Below are 19,374 nucleotides of genomic sequence, written 5' to 3'. Positions count from 1 at the left end.
GGAAGACATTTCGATGAGTAGTGCACGTATTTCCAAGGTGCTCGTCGCGAACCGCGGTGAGATCGCAGTGCGGGTGATCCGGGCCGCCGCCGACGCCGGCCTGGCCAGCGTCGCCGTCTACGCCGAACCCGACGCCGACGCCCCGTTCGTGCGCCTGGCCGACGAAGCCTTCGCCCTCGGCGGACAGACCTCCGCCGAGTCCTACCTCGTCTTCGACAAAATCCTGGACGCCGCCACCAAATCCGGCGCCGACGCCATCCACCCCGGCTACGGCTTCCTCTCCGAAAACGCCGACTTCGCCCAGGCCGTCCTCGACGCCGGCCTGATCTGGATCGGCCCCTCCCCCCAATCGATCCGCGACCTCGGCGACAAGGTCACCGCCCGCCACATCGCCGAAAAGGCCAAGGCCCCGATGGCCGCCGGCACCAAGGACCCCGTCAAGAACGCCGACGAGGTCGTCGCCTTCGCGAAGGAATACGGTGTCCCCGTCGCCATCAAGGCCGCGTTCGGCGGCGGCGGGCGCGGCATGAAGGTCGCCCACACCATCGAGGAAATCCCCGAACTGTTCGACTCCGCCACCCGCGAGGCCGTCGCCGCGTTCGGCCGCGGCGAATGCTTCGTCGAACAGTATCTGGACAAGGCCCGGCACGTCGAAGCGCAGGTCATCGCCGACCAGCACGGCAACGTCATCGTCGCCGGCACCCGCGACTGCTCCCTGCAACGCCGCTTCCAGAAACTCGTCGAAGAGGCCCCCGCCCCGTTCCTCACCGACGACCAACGCGCCCGCATCCACTCCTCCGCCAAGGCCATCTGCAAAGAGGCCGGCTACTACGGCGCCGGCACCGTCGAATACCTCGTCCAGGGCGACACCGTCTCCTTCCTCGAGGTCAACACCCGCCTGCAGGTCGAACACCCCGTCACCGAGGAAACCGCCGGCATCGACCTGGTGCTGCAACAGTTCAAAATCGCCAACGGCGAAAAACTGGACATCACCGAGGACCCCACCCCCCGCGGACACGCCTTCGAATTCCGCATCAACGGCGAGGACGCCGGCCGCGGGTTCCTGCCCGCCCCCGGCCCGGTCACCAAATTCGTCCCGCCCACCGGCCCCGGCGTCCGGATGGACTCCGGCGTCGAAACCGGGTCGGTGATCGGCGGCCAGTTCGACTCCATGCTCGCCAAACTCATCGTCACCGGCGCCACCCGCGACGAAGCCCTCGCCCGCGCCCGCCGCGCCCTCGCCGAATTCCAGGTCGAGGGCCTGGCGACGGTCATCCCGTTCCACCGGGCCATCGTCGCCGACCCCGCCTACATCGGCGACGGCACCTCATTCGACGTCTACACCAAGTGGATCGAAACCGAATGGGACAACCAGGTCGAACCCTTCACCGGCGGCCAACCCCTCGACGACGAGGAGAACCTGCCCCGGCAGAACGTCGTCGTCGAGGTCGGCGGCCGCCGCGTCGAGGTGTCGCTGCCCGGCCAGTTCACCCTCGGCACCGGCAGCGGTACCGCGGCCGGGGCGGTCCGGAAGAAGCCCAAGGCCCGCACCCGCGGCGGCGCCCACGGCGGCGCCGCCTCCGGTGACGCCGTCACCGCCCCCATGCAGGGCACCGTCGTCAAGGTCGCCGTCGAAGAAGGCCAACAGGTCGCCGAGGGCGACCTCATCGCCGTCCTCGAGGCCATGAAAATGGAAAACCCCGTCAACGCCCACAAGGCCGGCACCGTCACCGGCCTCGCCGTCGAACCCGGCGCCGCCATCACCCAGGGCACCGTCCTCGCAGAGCTCAAATAGCGCTTGTGAGTACTTGTCAACCGCCCACGGTTGACAAGTACTCACGGGTGGCGGCCGTGCATGGCGGCCGTCACCCGGGCCGCGGCGTCGCGGACCAATTCACCGATTTCCGCCGTGCGCACCCCCGACATCGGCCGGGACGCATCGGCGACGCACAGCACGACTGCCGGTTCCCCGTCGCGGTCGAAGGCCGCCGCGTTGATCGACAGCGGCTGGTAGCTGCCCTCCGGGTCGATGTCACCGACCACCGCATCCGCCGACAACAGTTTGCGCGCCTCTCGCAGCGCGACGGTCGAGCGGTGCCCTCCCACGCCGCGACCGCGAAGTTCCGACACGGCGCCGGCCAGCGAATGCTCCTGCTGCTGCATCGATTCCACCGCATATCCGCGTTCCCGGACGAGCGCGAGAGCCGGCTCGTACGCCGCCCGCAGATCGTCCACCCCCACACCCAGATCCTCCGCGCCGCGGGCATACCACTCCTCGCGCTGCTCCCGTGGATACCAGGCCGCGATCCCCGAGCCGATCGGCGGCGCCAGCAGCACCTTGTCGCCGAGGCGCAACCCGAGGGTTCCCCGGCGCCCGCCGACCGGCTGCACCACCTCCGCCACCACCACGTCGTCTCCCGATTGCACGAACGCGATGGAGGCCAGGTCGGACGCGTCGGCCAGTTCGTGCATCACCGACCGCGCGAGGTCGACGACGTCCGTGGCCGTCTCGGCGGCACGCCCCACCGGGATCAGCGCGGGACCGAGGCGGTATGTCTTGCGGGTGGGGTGCCGGATGAGCCAGCCTGCCTCGGTCAGCGCGACGACCATCGGATAGCAGGTGGCCTTCGCGACGCCGAGGTGCCGGGCGATGTCCGCGAGGCTCCGAGGCGTCTCCGGCTCGTCTGCGAGGAGTTCCGTCAGCATCACGATGCGTTCGGTCTGCGGGGAATTTCGTGCCATGTGTTTGCATAATGCCACTCTGGCGTCGCATTGTGACAGGGGATACAGTCGAGCCATCTGAACGATCGCTAAATTGCCTGGCCATCTGTCACAGCCGCTGCAGGAAGTGAACCTCATGAAACGCTTCGACCTCCGTCGCCGGACCGACCGCCTCGACCCCGAGACGCAGTACGAAGAGATCGCCCGGATCCTCGCAACGCAGGAGTTTCCGTGGGACATCAACCAGGCCCTCAGCTTCGCGCTGTTCCGGACGTACGCCGTGCCCAGCATCGGCAGGCTGCTGTTCGAGACGGGGGAATTCACCGAACGGGTGCAGAAACGCTACGACGACACCGGCCTGATTCTCGACGCGGTCCTCGAAAACGGTCTCACCAGCGACCCCGGCCGCGCCGGCATCCGCCGGATGAACCAGATGCACGGTTCCTACGACATCTCCAACGACGACATGCGGTACGTGCTGTCGACGTTCGTGGTGATCCCGGCGCGCTGGATCGAAGACTTCGGCTGGCGGAAGCTCACCCGCAACGAGATCGTCGGTACCACCAACTACTACCGTGCGCTCGGCAAGTACATGGGCATCAAGGAGATTCCCTCGACCTTCGAGGCGTTCGAAACGTTCCTCGACGACTACGAGCGGGACAACTTCCTCTTCGACCCGGGCGGGCGCGCAGTCGCCGACTCCACGCTCGAACTCCTGTGCACGTTCCCACCGAACAATCTCGCTCCCGCCGCCCTGATCAAGCGGTTCTCCTGGGCGCTCATGGACGATCCGCTTCTCACCGCGTTCGCCTACCGGCGGCCGTCCCGCCTCGCGCGGACTCTGTCGCGGGGCGCATTGAAGGCCCGCGCCCGGCTCGTCCGGTTCTATCCCGTGCGCACCGTGCCCAAGTTCGCCCGCGACCTGCCCAACATTCGCAGCTACCCGAACGGGTACGAAGTGGAGAAACTGGGCACCTTCCCCCGAACCTGCCCCGTGCAGCACACCAACGGTACGGTCGCGCCGGAAAACACCTCATCCCGAACCGCTTTGGACGCCTGATCGACGTAAAGCCGTGTGTTCGAACTATTCTCGGACACACGGCGAATGAGGGCGGGTATCACAGGGTTCTGCCGTAACGTGGCTGCGCGTAGCGACCGTCGACAGGAAGGGATTGCGTGAACTTCTCGCGAGGGACCCTGACCATTGCCGCACTGGCAGGAGCAGCCACACTTGCTCTGGCGCCCACGGCAACCGCGGCAACCACCTATCAGATCACCGTCATTCCGCCGATCGGCACCGTGCGCGCCAACAATCTGGTGACGCTCGGGACGCTGGTCACCCCCACCCCGACCGGCACGGACGGGTCCACCCCCGTCGAGCTGGAACTCACCGACCCCTCCGGCGACGTGACCGCGCGGACGATCCCCCTCACGTTGGGGGCCGGGACGGCCGCGATCCGGACCCACGAGGCCGGCCGCTACACCGCCGTGTTCACGTTCGCCCCGCCGAACGGCGAGCCCACCGAGACGACGACGGAATTCGACGTCGTCGGATCCGGGCTGGGACTGGGGAGCTGACGCCCCGGGGCGCATCGCCGGTCAGACGTCGGCGGTGCGCCTCTTCTTCGGCTTGACGGGAAGCTCGGTGGAGCCGACCGTCTTCATGGCGATCTCGACGTACTTGCGGGCCACGGCATCCGGGGTCAGCTTGCCTTCGGCGTGATACCAGCGCGGAATCGACTGGCACATACCGAGAAGCGCCCGCGTGGTCTCGGCGGCATCCGCCACGTCGAACAGTTCCCGCTTCTTGCCTTCCCGGACGATCTCGAGGACCAGTTCCTCCACGCCCTTGCGGACGGTGCGGTAACGCTGCCGGTTCTCCGGGCTCAGGTAGCGGACCTCGCTCTCGAGCGCCGCCAGGCGGGACCGCATGGTCATCCGCAGCACGATCGCCTCGATCACGTTGGCGAGTCGCTGCACCGGATCGTCGCCGCCGTCGGCGCTGGCGGCGTGGGCCCGCTCGAGGACGTCGCTGGTGGAGAGTTCGAGAAGCGCGAGGAGAACGGCCTCCTTGTTCTCGTGGTGGTAGTAGAGAGCGGGTACCGTGACACCGACTCGGCGGGCGATGTCGCGCACCGAGGTGCCGTGGAAGCCGTGTTCGTAGAACGCGTCGAGGGAGGCGCTGAGGATCGGCGTCAACTTCGTGGGTTCGAGGCGGCGCCAGTCTGCGGCATTGCCGACCTCGATGGGCGGCGTCGCACCCTTGGATGAGCTGACCATCAAAGACCTATCTACCGCTCGCTATTCCAGGACGGGTCAAGTGTAGCTGTAAAGGTACTCGGCGAAGGTCCGCGGCGGGCGCCCGGTGAGCGCCTCGACGTCGCCCGTCACCACCGCCAACTCGCCGGCCGCGATCGCTGCGTACGAGGTCACCCACCCTGCGACCTCGAATTCCGGCGCCCCGTAGTGAGCCCGGGAGGCGTACGCCTCGTCCAGGGTCTCGTTCTCGAAACGCACCGAACGTCCGGTCACCCTCGTGATCGTGTCCGCCGCCTCGGTGAGAGTGAACGCCTCCGGGCCGGTCAGCCGGTAGGTGACGCCGTCGTGGTCGCCGTTACCCGTGGTCAGGACCGCCGTCACGCCATCGGCGACGTCGTCGGGCGCCACCGCGCTCACCCGGCCGTCGCCGGCCGGTCCGCGGATGACGCCCTGCTCGTCGGCCATCAGCGGAATCATCGACTGATACCAGCTGTCCTGCAGAAACGTGTACTTCAGCCCGCTCTCCCGGATGTGCTGCTCCGTGAAGTAGTGGTCGCGTCCGAACGTGAACGTGCACTCCGGCGCCGCGCCGAGAAACGACAGGTAGACGATCCGCTCCACTCCGGCGGCACGCGCGGCGTCCACCACCGTTCGGTGCTCGTCGCGTCGGGTCGCGCTCTCGTGACCGGAGACGAGGAACAGCAACCGGACGCCGTCCAGCGCGGCGGTCATCGCCGGACCGTCGGCGTACGTGGCCACGGCGAACCCGGAGTCGAAGTGCTCGGCCAGCGGCTCGAGCCGCTGCGCGTTGCGCCCGATCAGCCGCACCCCGGCGCCGCCGCCGAGCCGCTCGAGCACCTTCCCGCCGATCGACCCCGTCGCTCCGGTCACTGCAATGGTCATGGGTCGCATTCTCCCAGCGCCCGCCCTCTATCCTGGCGCGTATGACTGAACCCGTGGCAACCGCCGACCTGGCAGACGAGATCGGACCCGAGATCCGGAGCTGCGACACGCAGTTCACCCAGTTCGGCGGCCGTAAAGTGTTCTCCGGCCCCATCACCACGATCAAGTGCTTCCAGGACAACCTGCTGGTCAAGCAGACCCTCGGTGAGCCCGGCAACGGCGGCGTCCTGGTGGTCGACGGTGACGCCAGCATCCACACCGCCCTGGTCGGCGACATCATCGCCGGTCGCGGCGTCGACAACGGCTGGGCCGGCGTCATCGTCAACGGCGCGGTCCGCGACTCGGCGATCCTCGCGACGCTCGACATCGGCGTCAAGGCACTCGGAACCAACCCCCGCAAGAGCACGCAGACCGGCTCCGGTGAGAAGAACGTCCCGATCACGATCGGCGGCGTCACGTTCAACCCCGGCGAGACCGTCTACAGCGATCAGGACGGCGTCGTCGTCCGCTGATCCTCGCAAAGTGACGACTCGGACCGAGCGGCGGTTCGGTATCTATCGGTGCCGAACCGCCGCGCGGCCCGGAATGCTACCGCAATAATCCGGAGGAAGCCAGCGGTCGTTCGCGACCCGCTCCTACGGAGGGTGGACTCGATGAGTGTTGACGCCGCCGGAGAGATCAACCGGGAAGACGCGCCCCGTTCGGTGAGAGCCGCGCCCCGGCAGCAGTACATCACGTGGATCGCGCTGGCGATGATGACCACCAGTTCGGTGGCCAGCCTGCGGTCGGCGCCCTCGATGGCCGTGTACGGGCTGGCCTGCGTCTTCCTGTACGTAGTGCCTGCGATCGTGTTCCTGCTCCCGACATCCCTGGTGTCCGCGGAACTCGCCTCCGGATGGTCCGGCGGCGTGTACCGCTGGGTGGGCGAAGGCATCTCGGCGAAGATGGGCTTTCTGGCCGTCTGGTGCCAGTTCGCGATGACGATCTTCTACTACCCGACACTCCTCGCCTATGTCGCGAGCACCTTTGCGTACGTGATCAATCCGGCCCTCGCCGCCAACGGCCTGTACACGGCGATCATCATCGTCACCCTGTTCTGGACCGGTGTCCTCGTGTCCTCACGGGGAATGAAGGCCGTCGCCGGACTGTCGAGTGCCGGGCTGGTGCTGGGCACCCTGATTCCCGGCGTGCTGCTCATCGTCATGGGCATCGTGTTCCTCGGCCAGGGCAACGCCTCGGCCGCGCCGATGGAGTTCAGCGCCCTGCTGCCCGCGTGGACCGGCATCGCCAGTCTCGTACTGATCGTCAACAACTTCCTGTCCTACTCGGGCATGGAGATGAACGCCGTCCACGTGTCGAGCCTGCGACGGCTGGCGAGCGAATTCCCCCGCGCGATGTTCGTGGCCATGGGACTGGTCCTCGGCATCTTCATCCTTCCGGCCATCGCCATCAGCTGGGTGGTGCCCGCCGAGAAGTTGTCGCTCACCGCCGGGGTGATGCAGGCGTTCGACACGTTCTTCGCCTACTTCGGGTTCGGCTGGGCCACTCCCGTTCTGGCGCTCATGCTCATCGCCGCCTCCCTCGGCGGCATGCTCACCTGGCTGGCCGGCCCGTCCAAGGGACTGCTCATGATCGGGCGGCAGGACGGATTCCTGCCGCCGATCCTGCAGCGACTCAACAAACACGGGATCCAGCAGAACATCCTGGTCGCGCAGGGCGCGGTCACCACCCTGATCGCCCTGCTCTACGCGTTCATCCCCGAGGTGTCCAGCGCCTACTGGATCCTCTCCGTCATCACCACGCAGGTGTATCTCGTCGTGTACGTGCTGATGTTCGTCGCCGCGATGAGACTGCGCAGGCAACAGCCCGACCATCCGCGCGGCTACCGGGCACCCGCACTGTTCGTGCTGTGCTGGGTGGGCATCGTCGCCAGCCTTGCCGCCTTCTGCATCGGCTTCGTGCCGCCCTCCCAATTCGGCGGCGGCAGCGTCTTCGTCTACGTCCTCATCGTCGGCGGCGGCTTCGGGATCGTCGGACTCGGCGTCCCGTTGCTGATCCTCGCGCTCCGCAAACCGTCCTGGAAACAGGACCTGTCGGCCGACCCGCTGTCCGAGGAGGCCTGATGAACACGACCGGTCGCATGGGCCCCGACAATCATTCCGTCAACACCGCCGCCGTCGACGACCTGCACAAGAGGCCCGAAAACACCCACTGGATCCTGTATTCCGTGCTCGCCGTCGCGTTCGTCGGGCTCCTCGTCTGGGGTCTCGTGGCATTCAACCAGCACGAGCAGACCGCGGAAGCGGTGAGCAAGGCCACCGAACTGTCGGAGAAATTCGAGCAGGCCGGTCTCGGACCGGTCGACATCGACGCGATCGCCCGCGTGCTCGGGACCGACGGCGCGGCCGCGTGCTCCGACCCGGGCAGCGCATTGAAGACCGGGGTGCTGGACCAGCAACTGGTGAGCGGGGCCGCAGGCCCCGGGCAGCGTCCGATCCTCGCCACCCGCAACCTGATCGAGGGTGAGCGACTCGCGATCTCCGTGTACTGCCCGGAGAAGTCTGCGGAATTCGAATCCGCCGTCGCCGATCTGAAACTCGTGGAAGACAATTAGGGGAACCCCGAGGAGGCGCCCATGTCCGACGACATCCGTTCCAAGGTAGCCGCGCTGATGCCCACGGCGCGTGACGAACTCGCCGAACTGGTCGCCATGCGGTCGGTGGCCGATCCGCGGCAGTTCCCACCGGAGGAGTGCCTTCGCGCCGCCGAGTGGGTCGAGGACGCGTTCGTCGGGGCCGGGATCGGACACGTCGAACTGATCGAGACGTCCGACGGTTCACACGCCGTCGTCGGGCATCAGCCCGGGCCGGACGGCGCGCCGACCGTGCTGCTGTACTGCCATTACGACGTTCAGCCGCCCGGCGACGAGAAGCTCTGGCACACCGACCCCTTCACGCTCACCGAGCGGGACGGGCGCTGGTACGGGCGCGGCGCGGCCGACTGCAAGGGCAACATCGTGATGCACCTGCTGGCGTTGCGGGCCCTCGGCGCCCCGTTCCCGGTCGGCATCCGAATCGTCGCCGAAGGATCCGAGGAGATGGGCACCGGCGGGCTCGAGAATCTCGTCGAGGCCAGGCCCGAACTGTTCGACGCCGACATGATCCTCGTCGTCGACACCGGAAACGCCGCCGTCGGGAGCCCCACCGTCACCACCACGCTGCGCGGCATCGCGAACGTCGTGGTCCACGTCGAGACCCTGGCCGGGGAAGTGCATTCGGGCATGTTCGGCGGGCCGGCCCCCGACGCGCTCGCCGCGCTCGTCCAGATGCTTGCCACCCTGCGTGACCGGGACGGCAACACCGTCGTCGACGGCCTCGAATCGGACCAGACGTGGACGGGTGTCGACTACCCCGAGGCCCAGTTCCGCACCGACGCCGGGGTGCTCGACGGGGTGCGTCTCGCCGGGTCGAGTTCGGTGGCCGACGCCGTGTGGGCGCGTCCGGCGCTGACGATCCTCGGCATCGACTGCCCGCCCGTCGTCGGGTCGGCCGCCGCCATCCAGCCCCGCGCATCGGCCCGCCTCAACCTGCGGGTACCACCCGGCATGGACCCCCAGAAGGCGCAGGACGCGCTCGCCGCGCACCTCGAGAACGCCGCACCGTGGAATGCGCGGGTGACGGTCGAACGCGAAGCGGTGGGCTCCCCGTTCCGCGCGACCACGGACGGTCCCGGGTACGCCGCCCTCGCCGCGGCAATGGAGGAAGCGTTCGGGAAGCAACTCGGAACCGCCGGGCAGGGCGGCTCCATCCCCCTGTGCAACGTCTTCTCCGCCGTGATCCCGACAGCGGAGATCGCCCTGATCGGAGTGGAGGAACCGCGCTGCCTCATCCATGCCCCCAACGAGAGTGTGGATCCCGGCGAAATCGAGAACCTCGCCGTCGCCGAGGCACTCTTCCTGCGGCGGTTCGCCGGTCAGGACTGAGAACTCACCCGCGCCGTCATCCCACCGATCTCCACGACATCCCCGTCCCGCAACTGCCGGCCCCGCCGCACCTCGACCTCACCGTTCACCGACACGAGCCCGTCGGCGATCACTTCCTTCGCCTCGGCCCCCGACTCGATGAGGTTGGCGAGCTTCAGGAATTGGCCGAGACGGATGGATTCGTCGCGGATCGGCACGGCGTCGTGAATGTCGGACATGCCTCTATCTTCCCTCTTCACCCAAATCGCGGCCCGACGGCTCACACTGAACACTGGAACATCTGTCTCCCGTGATCGGTACGTACCTCTTGCCGGGAAGGAAACGCTCGATGTCAGCTAGCACCGAGACACACCACGCGTCCGAGGCGGCCGTCCCCACCGCACCACGGCCCCGACCCGCCCTCGGCTCGAAGAGCGGGCGCCTGCACCAGGTTCCCCACATCGCGGGACTGATCCTGGGCGTCTTCTCGGTGCTCGTATTCCTGTGGAGCATCTCCCCGGTGCTGCGCTACTACGTGCACGTGCCGCGGGAGTACATCGACACGTACTACTTCGACGCCCCCGACACCAGCCTGTCGTGGGCGCTGGTAGTCGCGCTGCTCGCGGCGGCGCTGGCCAGCCGCAAACGCATCGCCTGGTGGCTGCTGACGATCTATCTGGTGCTGATCCTGATCACCAACGTGATCGTGAGCATCACCGACCGGAACGTGAACGCGATGGTCGCCGCCGTGGTCCAGGTGGTGCTGATCGGCATCCTCGTCGCGGCCCGGCCCGAGTTCTACACCCGGGTCCGGCGCGGCGCCGGCTGGAAGGCGCTGGGCGTGCTCATCGTCGGGCTCGCGATCGGCACTCTCGTCGGGTGGGGACTCGTCGAATTGTTCCCCGGCACCCTGCCGCAGGGCGAGCGATTCCTGTGGGCTCTCAACCGCGTGACCGCGCTGGCCGCCGCCGACAACGAACAGTTCAGCGGACGACCGCACGGATTCGTCAACACCCTCCTCGGCCTGTTCGGCGCCATGGCCCTGCTCGCCGCCGTCATCACCCTGTTCCGCGCCCAGCGCTCCCACAACGCGCTCACCGGCAACGACGAATCGGCGCTGCGCGGACTGCTGCTGCAGTACGGCGCGGACGACTCCCTCGGCTACTTCGCCACCCGCCGCGACAAGGCCGTCGTGTTCGCGCCGAGCGGGAAGGCGGCCATCACCTACCGCGTCGAACTCGGCGTCTGCCTCGCCAGCGGTGATCCGATCGGCGACCCCGAGGCCTGGCCACACGCGATCGAGGCGTGGCAGACGCTCGCGTCCCAATACGGTTGGGCCACCGCCGTGATGGGCGCCAGCGAAACCGGGGCCACCGCCTACAACAAGGCCGGTCTCACCGTGCTCCAGCTCGGCGACGAGGCGATCCTCCGCACCCGCGAGTTCAACCTCAGCGGTCGCGACATGCGGCAGGTCCGCCAGGCCGTCACCCGCGTCCGCCGCCAGGGCGTCACCGTCCGGATCCGCAGGCACCGCGACGTCCCCCCCGAGGAAATGGCCGAGGCCATCCGGCTCGCGGACGCCTGGCGCGACACCGAGACCGAGCGCGGATTCTCGATGGCGCTCGGCCGGCTCGGCGACCGCCTCGACGGCGACTGCCTGCTGGTGGAGGCCATCGCCGAGGACGGTGAGATCGACGGCATCCTGTCGCTGGTTCCGTGGGGACCGACCGGTGTCTCGCTCGACCTGATGCGCCGCAAGCCGACCTCCCCCAACGGGGTCGTCGAACTGATGGTGTCCGAACTGGCCACCACCTCCGACCAATTCGGCATCACCAAGGTGTCGCTGAACTTCGCGGTGTTCCGCTCGGTCTTCGAGGAGGGCTCCCGCATCGGGGCCGGACCCATTCTGCGAATCTGGCGCTCGATCCTCGTCTTCTTCTCCCGATGGTGGCAGCTCGAGGCGCTCTACCGATCCAACGTGAAGTACCAGCCGGAGTGGGTGCCGCGGTTCCTCTGCTTCGACGACAACAGGGAACTGCTGCGCGTCGGATTCGCCTCGGCCGTCGCGGAAGGATTCGTGACGCTGCCGCGGTTCGGCCGTTCCGGGACCCACGACGCCATCGAGCACACCGGCCACCACGCCGCGGTTCCCGCCGCACTCGTCGCCGCCGAGGGATTGCACTCCGACGGCAGCGCCCCCGGTGAGGGCCTCGCACCGACGGCGACCGGACCCAAACGTCCCGAGCAGGTCCGCGTCCGGCTCGACAAGTTGACCGGCCTGGCGGAACAGGGCATCGACCCCTATCCGGTCGCGTACCCGCCCAGCCACACCGTGACCGAGGCAGTGGAATCCCCCGAGGGGACGACGGTCCGCATCGCGGGACGCCTGCTCCGGATCCGCGACTACGGCGGCGTCGTGTTCGCGGTGGTCCGGGACTGGTCCGGAGACATCCAGGTCCTCGTCGACGAAGCCCGGGTGGGAACCGATCGGATCCGGGCGTTCGCCGCCGAATTCGACCTCGGCGACCTCGTCGAGGTCGCGGGTGTCATCGGCTACAGCCGCCGGGGAGCGCTGTCGCTGCTGGCGAACGAGTGGCGCATGACCGGCAAGTGCCTGCACCCCCTGCCCGACAAGTGGAAGGGACTGTCCGACCCGGAGACCCGGGTGCGGCAGCGGTACGTCGACCTCGCGATCAACACCGATGCCCGGCGCCTGCTCGAGGCCCGCAGCGCCGTCGTGAAGTCGTTGCGGGATTCGCTCGGCGGCCGCGGCTTCCTCGAGGTGGAGACCCCGATCCTGCAGCAGGTCCACGGCGGCGCGAACGCGGCCCCGTTCCTCACCCACATCAACGCCTACAACCTGGACCTCTACCTGCGGATCGCGCCGGAGCTGTACCTCAAGCGGCTCTGCGTCGCCGGCATGGAGAAGGTGTTCGAGATCGGCCGCGTCTTCCGGAACGAGGGCGTCGATTTCAAGCACAACCCGGAGTTCACCATCCTCGAGGCGTACGAGGCGCACAGCGACTACGAGAAGATGATGGTGCTGTGCCGGGAACTCATCCAGACCGCGGCGGTCGCCGCGTACGGACGCGAGATCATCATGCGCCCCGGACCCGACGGCACGCTGGTGGAGGTCGACATCTCCGGCGAATGGCCCGTCAAGACGATGCATCAGGCGGTCGCGGAAAAACTCGGCGTCGACGTCTCCCCCGAAACACCGCTCGCGGAACTGCAACGGCTGTGCGACGAACACGAGATCCCGTACCAGTCGACCTGGGACGCGGGCGCCGTCGCGCAGGAAATGTACGAGCACCTCGTCGAGGACTACACCGAATTCCCCACGTTCTACACCAACTTCCCGACCTCGATGTCACCGCTGACGCGTCCGCACCCCACCATTCCGGGGGTCGCGGCGAAGTGGGACCTCGTCGCGTGGGGCGTCGAACTCGGCACCGCGTACAGCGAACTCACCGACCCCGTCGATCAGCGGAACCGGCTCACCGAGCAGTCGATGCTCGCCGCCGGCGGCGACGAGGAGGCGATGGAACTCGACGAGGACTTCCTGCAGGCCCTCGAGCACGCCATGCCCCCGACCGGTGGGCTCGGCATGGGCGTCGACCGTGTCGTCATGCTCATCACCGGCGGCAGCATCCGCGAAACCCTCGCCTTCCCCCTGGCCAAGCCGAGGCAATGATCACCCGTGGCCGGGTGGCCGTCGCGGCGCTGCTGATCCTCGGTGCCGTCGGCTACGCGTCGTGGCTGCTCGAATTCGTCCTCGACACCAACATCGATCCGCTGCGGGGATTCGCGAGCGAACTCGCCGCCGCGGACCAGCCGTACGGATTCTGGTTCCGCACCGGCGACCTGGTGACCGGATGCATCGTTGCCGTGGCCGGGGTGCTCGGACTGTCGCGGTACTCGCAGGGCTGGGTGACGGCGGTCGGGTGGGTGGCGCTGATCGTATTCGCGATCGCGACCATCGCCGATTCGCGCCTGCCGATGAGTTGCGCGGCCACCACCGACGCCGTGTGCGCGGCGCGTGAGTCCGCCGGACACCTGCCGCTCACCCACGAACTGCATGCCGTGACCAGCGCGTCCGCGTCGACGGGCGGGGTGGTCTCCACCCTCGCGTTCCTGCTGGCCGCGTTCCGGTACGGCTGGCCGACCTGGCTGAAACTGACCGGGGTGGGCGTCGCGGTCGTGTTCATCGGGGGCACGGTGTGGACGCTGACGGCCGCCGGACTGCGCGGCGAACAGGATGCCTGGCTCGGACTCGGCCAGCGCGTCCAACTGCTCGCGTTCTGCGGGTGGCTGATCTTCGTGGCACTCAGCGTGATTCACGTCACCCCGGAAAGGGATGGTTCCACGTGAAACGTCCTGGGGAAATGGTCGCGGGAGTGCACGTGGTCGTCGACGGCGACGGCCCACCCGTCGTCCTCTACGGCGGCCTCGGCGGGAACTGGTTCGACTGGGACGACGTGGTGGAACTGCTGTCCGGGACCTGCCTCGTCGTGCGGATCGATCGTCCCGGATACGGACTCAGTCCCCCGTCCACACATCGGCCGTCCGCTCGCGGCGAGGCCGACAGAATCGCCGGCGTCCTCGACGCGCTTCGGGTGACCACCCCGGCCGTGCTCGTCGGCCACTCGCTCGGCGGCATCTACGTCGAGGCCTTCGCCCGCCTGTACCCCGAGCGCACCGCCGGCGTGATCCTCCTCGACGCCACCGTCACCGCCCATCCGCACCGCGTGGTCCCCACCCGGTGGCGCGTCACCATGGGTCGCCGGGTGGCCCGGACAGCGAGCAGGACGGGGCTGCAACGGCGCCTAGGCCCCACGGTCCGCCGGATCCTGAACCATTCGACACCCCCGGACGGGATCGCCCCCGACACTCGCCGCTGGGTCGAACGGATCTACCGCGAGCCCGCGTACCTCGAATCCTCGATCGTCGAGAACGCGTCGTACCCGGCGCTGGCCCAGGAACTGGCCGCGCTGCGCGAGACCACGACGATGACGGCGCCCGTCGTCGTGGCCGCCGCCCACACCGGCCGACCGACGCCGTGGGGGTCGGCGTGGATCCGCACGCAGAAGCAGTTCGCGCAGTTCCTGGGCGCCGCGTTCCGCGTCGTGCGCCCGGCGCACCACCACGCGATGATCGATCAACCCGGCCAGATCGCGGCGATGGTGCGGGAACTGGCAAGCTGAGCGGCGTGCAACTGCTATTGATCCGCCACGCGCTGCCCGAACTCGTCACCGCGTCGGACGGGCGCGCAGACCCGGCGCTGACCGAAGAGGGTCACGCCCAGGCCAAGCGGCTGCCCGCGGCGCTGGCCCCGTACCGCATCGCCCGGATCGTGAGCAGCCCGCAACGGCGTGCGCTCGAGACGGCGGCGCCGGTCGCGGAGGCCCTCAACCTTCCCGTCACCGAGTACGTCGGCCTCGCGGAATACGACTACGACCTCGACCACTACATCCCGTTCCACGAGGCGGCGGCACGGGCGCCGGAGGCCTACGCCCGCATCCGGGCAGGCGAGTTGCCGAAGTCCGTGGACGCCGGCGCGTTCCGCACCAGGGTGTTCGAATCCCTCGGCCGGATCGTCGACGAGTCCGGCCACGAGGACACCGTCGCCGTGTTCGCGCACGGCGGCGTCATCAACGTGTTCCTGCAGGACCTGCTCGGCCTCGACCGGCCCCTCGTGTTCCCGATCGAGTACGTGTCCGTGACGCGGGTCCTCGTCTCCCGCAGCGGTGAGCGGCGCGTGGCCTCGGTCAACGAGACCGGCCACGTCCGGGACATGCTGCGTCGGTAGAGCCGACCGCTAGAGCCCCGGGATCCGGGGCAGCGGAGGAAGCGGCGGGGGCGGCGGCAGGGTCGGCAGCTGAATCTGCGGCAGACCGGGAATGAGGGGCCGCGGGGCGGGGGCAGGCGCGGGCGCGGGTTCCGGCACGCTCGCCTCCTCCTGGGCCGGCTCCGGAATCGACACCGCGGCCGGCGGGGGCGCCGCGGGCGACGGCGCGGGTGACGGAGACGCCTTCTCGGCGCTCGGCTGCGTGGCGGCCGGTTGCGCCTCGCCTTCCGCGCCCTGCACGGGGTTGCCGAAACCGAGACCGAGGCCGATCACCGCGACGACCGCCAGCGCACCACCGGCCAGCGCACCGGCCCGGATCACCGGCTTCGCGAACTTCTCGGCGGACAGCGGAGCTCCGGCCCGGCCCGAGTGCTCCTGCGCCACAACCGCGGCACCCTCCGCGGCCACCAGTTCAGGTTGTGCGGGCACGATCACCGGCAGCGCGAGCCACGACTCCATCAGGGACGCCACCAGCGGGATGTGCGCGCCGCCCCCGATCAGAACCACCGCGTCCGGTCTGCGCCCGGACGAATCGATCACCTCACGAGCCAGGCGCGCCGAGGCCTCCACCGGGCGGACGATGAGCGAATCGAGATTGTCCTGCGACAGCAACAGCAGACCGCCGTCGCCGGGCACGCAGACCGCGGTGTTGGTGGACAGCTCCTCCTTGGCGCGCCGGCAGCGCTCGGTGAGCGCCGACTCCGCGGCTTCGTCGGCCGGGCGGGCAATGCGCTCCTGCGCGAGCTGGTGGTCGAGGATCAAACGGTCGATACCGTCGCCACTGATCTCGTCTGTCCGTGCCGCCCCGAGCGCCTCCCCGGTGAGCCGGTCGACCACCGTGACCGTGAGGCCGGAACTGCCGAGGTCGTAGAACACGAGCGTCGAATGGTCGCCCAGCTGTCCCGACGCCTCCAGCTGCCGGAGCACCGCCGTCACCTCCGGGACCAGCCGGCAGTCGCCCATCGCGGCCTGCACGGCAGCGGCCTGCGCTGGATCGCGGTACGCGACGCCGATCGCCTGAACCTCGTCGGCGGCGGGGCACTCGGCCATGACCGTTCCGATGGAATCGGCAACCAGCTGTTCCGGGTGGGTATGGACCGAATCCACTGGAAATGACCGGAACACGGCCCCCTCGTCGTCCGGGCACGCCACGCGCACCGCGCTGGCACCGACGGATACACCGAGCACTGAAACCATGGAAATACTATAACGGTTTGGTCACGGCAGGCGTGTCGGGGCCTCGCGGCGACCGCCGTCGTTGTATTGACTCAGAGCCCGGGGATCCGCGGCAACTCCGGCATCGGAAGCGGCGCGGCCGGCGGAATCGTCGGCATCTGGAACTGCGGCAGACCCGGGATCAGCGGAGCGGGTTCCGACGTGGTCGGCGCGGCCGACGTGTCGGACGGCACGACGCTCTCCGATTCGGGGGCGACCGGCGCCTGCGTCGGACTCTGTGCCCGTGTCTGCGACTGCGTCTGATACGTACTGCGCACCTCGGTCTGCGGCGGGATCACCGGCTGCTCGTCGACGACCGACGGGGCCGCCTCCACCGGCAGCGGCACGTCCGCAGTCGTCGTGGGCTGCGGCGGTGCCGCCTGTTGCGCGGTGGGTGCCTCCGTGTTCGCCTGCGTGGCGGCCGGCTGCGCGTCCTCCTCCGAACCCTGCAGAAGGTCGGCGCCGAAGCCGAGTCCGAGACCGACCGCGGCGACCACGGCCACGACGCCACCGGCGAGAACGAGGCCACGACGCTTCCGGGCCGGTGCGAGAACCTCGTCCGATGGCGACGCCGAGTGCCACAGGACCTGCGTCTCGGGTTCCCATTCCGGTTCGGGTTCCAGCTCGGGCTCGGGCTCCGACTGGGACAGGGGCTGGGGCAGGGGCGCCAAGAAATCGTCGAACGTCGGGAGCGCCAGCAGAGCCGCGCCCTCGGCCGCCACCAGTTCGGGCTGCGCAGGGACGATCACGGGAAGGTCGAGCCACGACTCCATCACCGACGCGACCAACGGAATGTGCGCGCCGCCGCCGATCAGCACCGCGGCGTCCGGGACGCGTCCCGAGCGGCGGATAACCTCGCGGGTGAGGCGGGCCGACGTCTCGACGGGACCCGAGATGAGCGAATCGAAGCTGTCCTGTGAGAGCAGCAGCATTCCGCCCTCGCCCGGCATGCACACGGCGCCGTTGGTCGACAGCTGCTCCTTCGCATCGCGGCACCGCGCGGCGAGAGCGAGCTGCGCCGCCGCGTCGGCCGGTTGTGTGAAACGGTGGAGTTCGAGTTGGTTGTCGCAGATCAGCCGGTCGACGAGATCGCCGCTGATCTGATCCGACCGCGAACTGCTCAGCACCATGCCCGTGTCGCGGTCGACGACGGTGACGGTGAGACCCGAACTGCCGAGGTCGTAGAACACGAGCGTCGCGTGATCGCCGAGTTCCCCGGACATCTCCAGCATCTGCAGCGCGGCGGTGACTTCGGGGACCAACTGGAAGTTGCCGATCTGCAGCCGCGCCATCGCCGCCTGCATGGCTCCGGCCTGCGCGTCGTCCTGATACGCGACGCCGATGGCCTCCACCTCGTCGGCGGCGTCGCGTTCGGCGAGCACCGTTCCGATGGATTCGGCGGCGATTTCCGCCGGCCGTTCGAGTGTTGCGGCCACCGACCGCGATTGGAAGATCGGCGTTTCGAGAGTCACGGCGTCGTGGCGCGCGAAGCGCACCGCGCTGGCGCCGACGGATACACCGAGAACTGAAGTCATGCCGCCGACTATAACGGTTCGATTACGGGTCTCGCGCATGAAGGAGACCGGACGCCACGTCAGACGCGTTTTCGACGTACTCCTGTGACGCGCATCGTATTCCCGGCGGCTCGTCGGCGTCGAAACCTGCGGAAATGCGGCGCCCGAAACGCGGCGAACGCAACACGCCGTGACGTGTCTCGCTCGTGGACGAATACCGCGTCGCCGTACACCCGGGGGGGTTCGGTCGCGGTCAGTCGGCTCCGGCGCCGACGTGCGTGCCGAACCACTGCAGCGTTCGCGCCCACCCGTCCCGGGCGGCCGCCTCGTCGTACACGGCGGGCCGGTCGTCGCAGTGGAAGCCGTGTTCGGCGTCGGGGTAGCGGATGATCTCGGCGTCGACCGGAGCGTGGGCGACGGCGGTACGCAACTCCTCGACCTCCTCGGCCGGGATCCCCTTGTCACGGTCACCGAACAGGCCCAGCCACGGCGTGCGGAGCCGGCCGGCGGCGTCGAGTTGCGACGGATACCCGAACCGCCCCTTCGCGATGCCACCGCCGTAGAAGCTCACCGCCGCGCCCAGGTCGAGGCGGGTCGCCGTGTGGAACGCGACCGTCCCGCCCATGCAGAATCCGACGATCGCGATGTTCCGCGGTTCGATCGAGACCGCCGACAGAGCCGCGACGGCCCCGTCGACGTCCTCGTCGATGTGTTCCGCGGTGAGCCCACCGATCAGCGACATCGCCGATGTCAGATCGTCGTAGGCCAGCACCGGATCCCCACTCCGGTGGAACAGGTGCGGGGCGACGGCCTGATACCCGGCCGAGGCGAAACGACGGCAGACGTCGACGATGTGATCGGTGACGCCGAACGCCTCCTGGACAACGACGACGCCGCCGCGGGCCTGACCTTCGGGGGCGATGACGGTGAGCGGTGCGGTCACGAAATACGAC

The 19,374-nt window shown here is 68.8% G+C and carries 18 protein-coding genes; 11 read left to right on the top strand and 7 right to left on the bottom strand.

Annotated elements, in window-relative coordinates; translation table 11 throughout:
- Positions 1-13: 13 nt before the first annotated feature.
- Positions 14-1,795 (top strand): acetyl/propionyl/methylcrotonyl-CoA carboxylase subunit alpha, encoded by a 1,782-nt coding sequence (locus ROP_RS17600; RefSeq protein WP_012690748.1) that lies wholly within the window; start codon positions 14-16, stop codon positions 1,793-1,795.
- A gap of 41 nt (positions 1,796-1,836) precedes the next feature.
- Here ROP_RS17600 and ROP_RS17595 read toward each other — a convergent pair whose 3' ends face one another.
- Positions 1,837-2,742 carry an IclR family transcriptional regulator gene (locus tag ROP_RS17595; RefSeq protein ID WP_012690747.1) on the bottom strand — a complete coding sequence of 302 codons (906 nt, stop codon included), beginning with the start codon at positions 2,740-2,742 and terminating at the stop codon, positions 1,837-1,839.
- A gap of 115 nt (positions 2,743-2,857) precedes the next feature.
- Between ROP_RS17595 and ROP_RS17590 the strand changes: the two genes are divergently transcribed.
- A complete protein-coding gene (locus ROP_RS17590) occupies positions 2,858-3,781 on the top strand; it encodes an oxygenase MpaB family protein (protein ID WP_012690746.1) in 924 nt (307 codons plus the stop codon).
- A gap of 116 nt (positions 3,782-3,897) precedes the next feature.
- Entirely contained in the window at positions 3,898-4,299 is a 402-nt protein-coding gene (locus ROP_RS17585) for a hypothetical protein (RefSeq protein ID WP_012690745.1), read from the top strand.
- Between the two features lie 21 nt (positions 4,300-4,320).
- On the opposite strand, the gene ROP_RS17580 is transcribed toward ROP_RS17585, so the two are convergent.
- Entirely contained in the window at positions 4,321-5,001 is a 681-nt protein-coding gene (locus tag ROP_RS17580; protein ID WP_012690744.1) for a TetR/AcrR family transcriptional regulator, read from the bottom strand.
- 36 nt (positions 5,002-5,037) lie between these two features.
- The gene (locus ROP_RS17575; RefSeq protein ID WP_012690743.1) at positions 5,038-5,883 is read right to left on the bottom strand and encodes an SDR family oxidoreductase; all 846 of its coding nucleotides are present in this window, start codon (positions 5,881-5,883) and stop codon (positions 5,038-5,040) included.
- A 41-nt stretch (positions 5,884-5,924) separates the two neighbouring features.
- Here ROP_RS17575 and rraA point away from each other — a divergent pair, with 41 nt between their 5' ends.
- The 4 genes from rraA to ROP_RS17555 all read left to right on the top strand — a co-directional run bounded on the left by rraA (position 5,925) and on the right by ROP_RS17555 (position 9,865).
- Complete coding sequence (gene rraA / locus ROP_RS17570) at positions 5,925-6,395, top strand: ribonuclease E activity regulator RraA (protein WP_012690742.1); 471 nt, start codon at positions 5,925-5,927, stop codon at positions 6,393-6,395.
- A gap of 141 nt (positions 6,396-6,536) precedes the next feature.
- Positions 6,537-8,006 (top strand): APC family permease, encoded by a 1,470-nt coding sequence (locus tag ROP_RS17565; protein WP_012690741.1) that lies wholly within the window; start codon positions 6,537-6,539, stop codon positions 8,004-8,006.
- Positions 8,006-8,497, top strand: coding sequence for a hypothetical protein (locus tag ROP_RS17560; protein ID WP_012690740.1), 492 nt, complete (start codon positions 8,006-8,008; stop codon positions 8,495-8,497). The genes ROP_RS17565 and ROP_RS17560 overlap by 1 nt, the downstream gene beginning before the upstream one ends.
- Before the next feature lie 21 nt (positions 8,498-8,518).
- A complete protein-coding gene (locus ROP_RS17555; protein WP_012690739.1) occupies positions 8,519-9,865 on the top strand; it encodes a dipeptidase in 1,347 nt (448 codons plus the stop codon).
- Here ROP_RS17555 and ROP_RS17550 read toward each other — a convergent pair.
- On the bottom strand, positions 9,856-10,083 hold the full coding sequence (locus ROP_RS17550) for an RNA-binding S4 domain-containing protein (RefSeq protein WP_005263380.1): 228 nt from the start codon (positions 10,081-10,083) through the stop codon (positions 9,856-9,858). The two genes, ROP_RS17555 and ROP_RS17550, sit on opposite strands and share 10 nt — an antisense overlap.
- 110 nt (positions 10,084-10,193) lie before the next feature.
- Here ROP_RS17550 and lysX point away from each other — a divergent pair, with 110 nt between their 5' ends.
- Genes lysX through ROP_RS17530 form a run of 4 tightly spaced genes read left to right on the top strand, consistent with a single transcriptional unit; the run spans position 10,194 to position 15,653 of the window.
- Complete coding sequence (gene lysX, locus ROP_RS17545) at positions 10,194-13,538, top strand: bifunctional lysylphosphatidylglycerol synthetase/lysine--tRNA ligase LysX (RefSeq protein WP_012690737.1); 3,345 nt, start codon at positions 10,194-10,196, stop codon at positions 13,536-13,538.
- Positions 13,535-14,215 carry a DUF998 domain-containing protein gene (locus ROP_RS17540; protein WP_012690736.1) on the top strand — a complete coding sequence of 227 codons (681 nt, stop codon included), beginning with the start codon at positions 13,535-13,537 and terminating at the stop codon, positions 14,213-14,215. The genes lysX and ROP_RS17540 overlap by 4 nt, the downstream gene beginning before the upstream one ends.
- 14 nt (positions 14,216-14,229) lie before the next feature.
- Positions 14,230-15,048: an alpha/beta fold hydrolase gene (locus tag ROP_RS17535; protein ID WP_043824906.1), complete on the top strand. Its 819-nt coding sequence runs from the start codon at positions 14,230-14,232 to the stop codon at positions 15,046-15,048.
- Between the two features lie 5 nt (positions 15,049-15,053).
- Entirely contained in the window at positions 15,054-15,653 is a 600-nt protein-coding gene (locus tag ROP_RS17530; protein WP_012690734.1) for a histidine phosphatase family protein, read from the top strand.
- A gap of 9 nt (positions 15,654-15,662) precedes the next feature.
- Here ROP_RS17530 and ROP_RS17525 read toward each other — a convergent pair whose 3' ends face one another.
- The 3 genes from ROP_RS17525 to ROP_RS17515 form a co-directional block, all read right to left on the bottom strand.
- Entirely contained in the window at positions 15,663-16,889 is a 1,227-nt protein-coding gene (locus tag ROP_RS17525; protein ID WP_012690733.1) for an Hsp70 family protein, read from the bottom strand.
- Positions 16,890-16,960: 71 nt separating this feature from the next.
- Entirely contained in the window at positions 16,961-18,442 is a 1,482-nt protein-coding gene (locus tag ROP_RS17520; RefSeq protein ID WP_193384858.1) for an Hsp70 family protein, read from the bottom strand.
- Between the two features lie 232 nt (positions 18,443-18,674).
- Positions 18,675-19,364 (bottom strand): dienelactone hydrolase family protein, encoded by a 690-nt coding sequence (locus ROP_RS17515; RefSeq protein WP_012690731.1) that lies wholly within the window; start codon positions 19,362-19,364, stop codon positions 18,675-18,677.
- Positions 19,365-19,374: the final 10 nt, after the last annotated feature.

It is taken from the genome of Rhodococcus opacus B4, from assembly GCF_000010805.1.
GTDB lineage: Bacteria > Actinomycetota > Actinomycetes > Mycobacteriales > Mycobacteriaceae > Rhodococcus_F > Rhodococcus_F opacus_C.
This window is presented reverse-complemented; position numbering and strand designations above follow the sequence as displayed.

Bases quoted from the DNA above. Each gene is read 5' to 3' on its own strand.
- ROP_RS17555 (WP_012690739.1), top strand. From the start codon at position 8,519: ATGTCCGACGACATCCGTTCCAAGGTAGCCGCGCTGATGCCCACGGCG.
- ROP_RS17600 (WP_012690748.1), top strand. From the start codon at position 14: ATGAGTAGTGCACGTATTTCCAAGGTGCTCGTCGCGAACCGCGGTGAG.
- ROP_RS17560 (WP_012690740.1), top strand. From the start codon at position 8,006: ATGAACACGACCGGTCGCATGGGCCCCGACAATCATTCCGTCAACACC.
- ROP_RS17580 (WP_012690744.1), bottom strand. From the start codon at position 5,001: ATGGTCAGCTCATCCAAGGGTGCGACGCCGCCCATCGAGGTCGGCAAT.
- ROP_RS17535 (WP_043824906.1), top strand. From the start codon at position 14,230: ATGGTCGCGGGAGTGCACGTGGTCGTCGACGGCGACGGCCCACCCGTC.
- ROP_RS17590 (WP_012690746.1), top strand. From the start codon at position 2,858: ATGAAACGCTTCGACCTCCGTCGCCGGACCGACCGCCTCGACCCCGAG.
- ROP_RS17540 (WP_012690736.1), top strand. From the start codon at position 13,535: ATGATCACCCGTGGCCGGGTGGCCGTCGCGGCGCTGCTGATCCTCGGT.
- ROP_RS17550 (WP_005263380.1), bottom strand. From the start codon at position 10,083: ATGTCCGACATTCACGACGCCGTGCCGATCCGCGACGAATCCATCCGT.
- ROP_RS17565 (WP_012690741.1), top strand. From the start codon at position 6,537: ATGAGTGTTGACGCCGCCGGAGAGATCAACCGGGAAGACGCGCCCCGT.
- ROP_RS17575 (WP_012690743.1), bottom strand. From the start codon at position 5,883: ATGACCATTGCAGTGACCGGAGCGACGGGGTCGATCGGCGGGAAGGTG.
- lysX (WP_012690737.1), top strand. From the start codon at position 10,194: ATGTCAGCTAGCACCGAGACACACCACGCGTCCGAGGCGGCCGTCCCC.
- ROP_RS17525 (WP_012690733.1), bottom strand. From the start codon at position 16,889: ATGGTTTCAGTGCTCGGTGTATCCGTCGGTGCCAGCGCGGTGCGCGTG.
- ROP_RS17595 (WP_012690747.1), bottom strand. From the start codon at position 2,742: ATGGCACGAAATTCCCCGCAGACCGAACGCATCGTGATGCTGACGGAA.
- ROP_RS17520 (WP_193384858.1), bottom strand. From the start codon at position 18,442: ATGACTTCAGTTCTCGGTGTATCCGTCGGCGCCAGCGCGGTGCGCTTC.
- rraA (WP_012690742.1), top strand. From the start codon at position 5,925: ATGACTGAACCCGTGGCAACCGCCGACCTGGCAGACGAGATCGGACCC.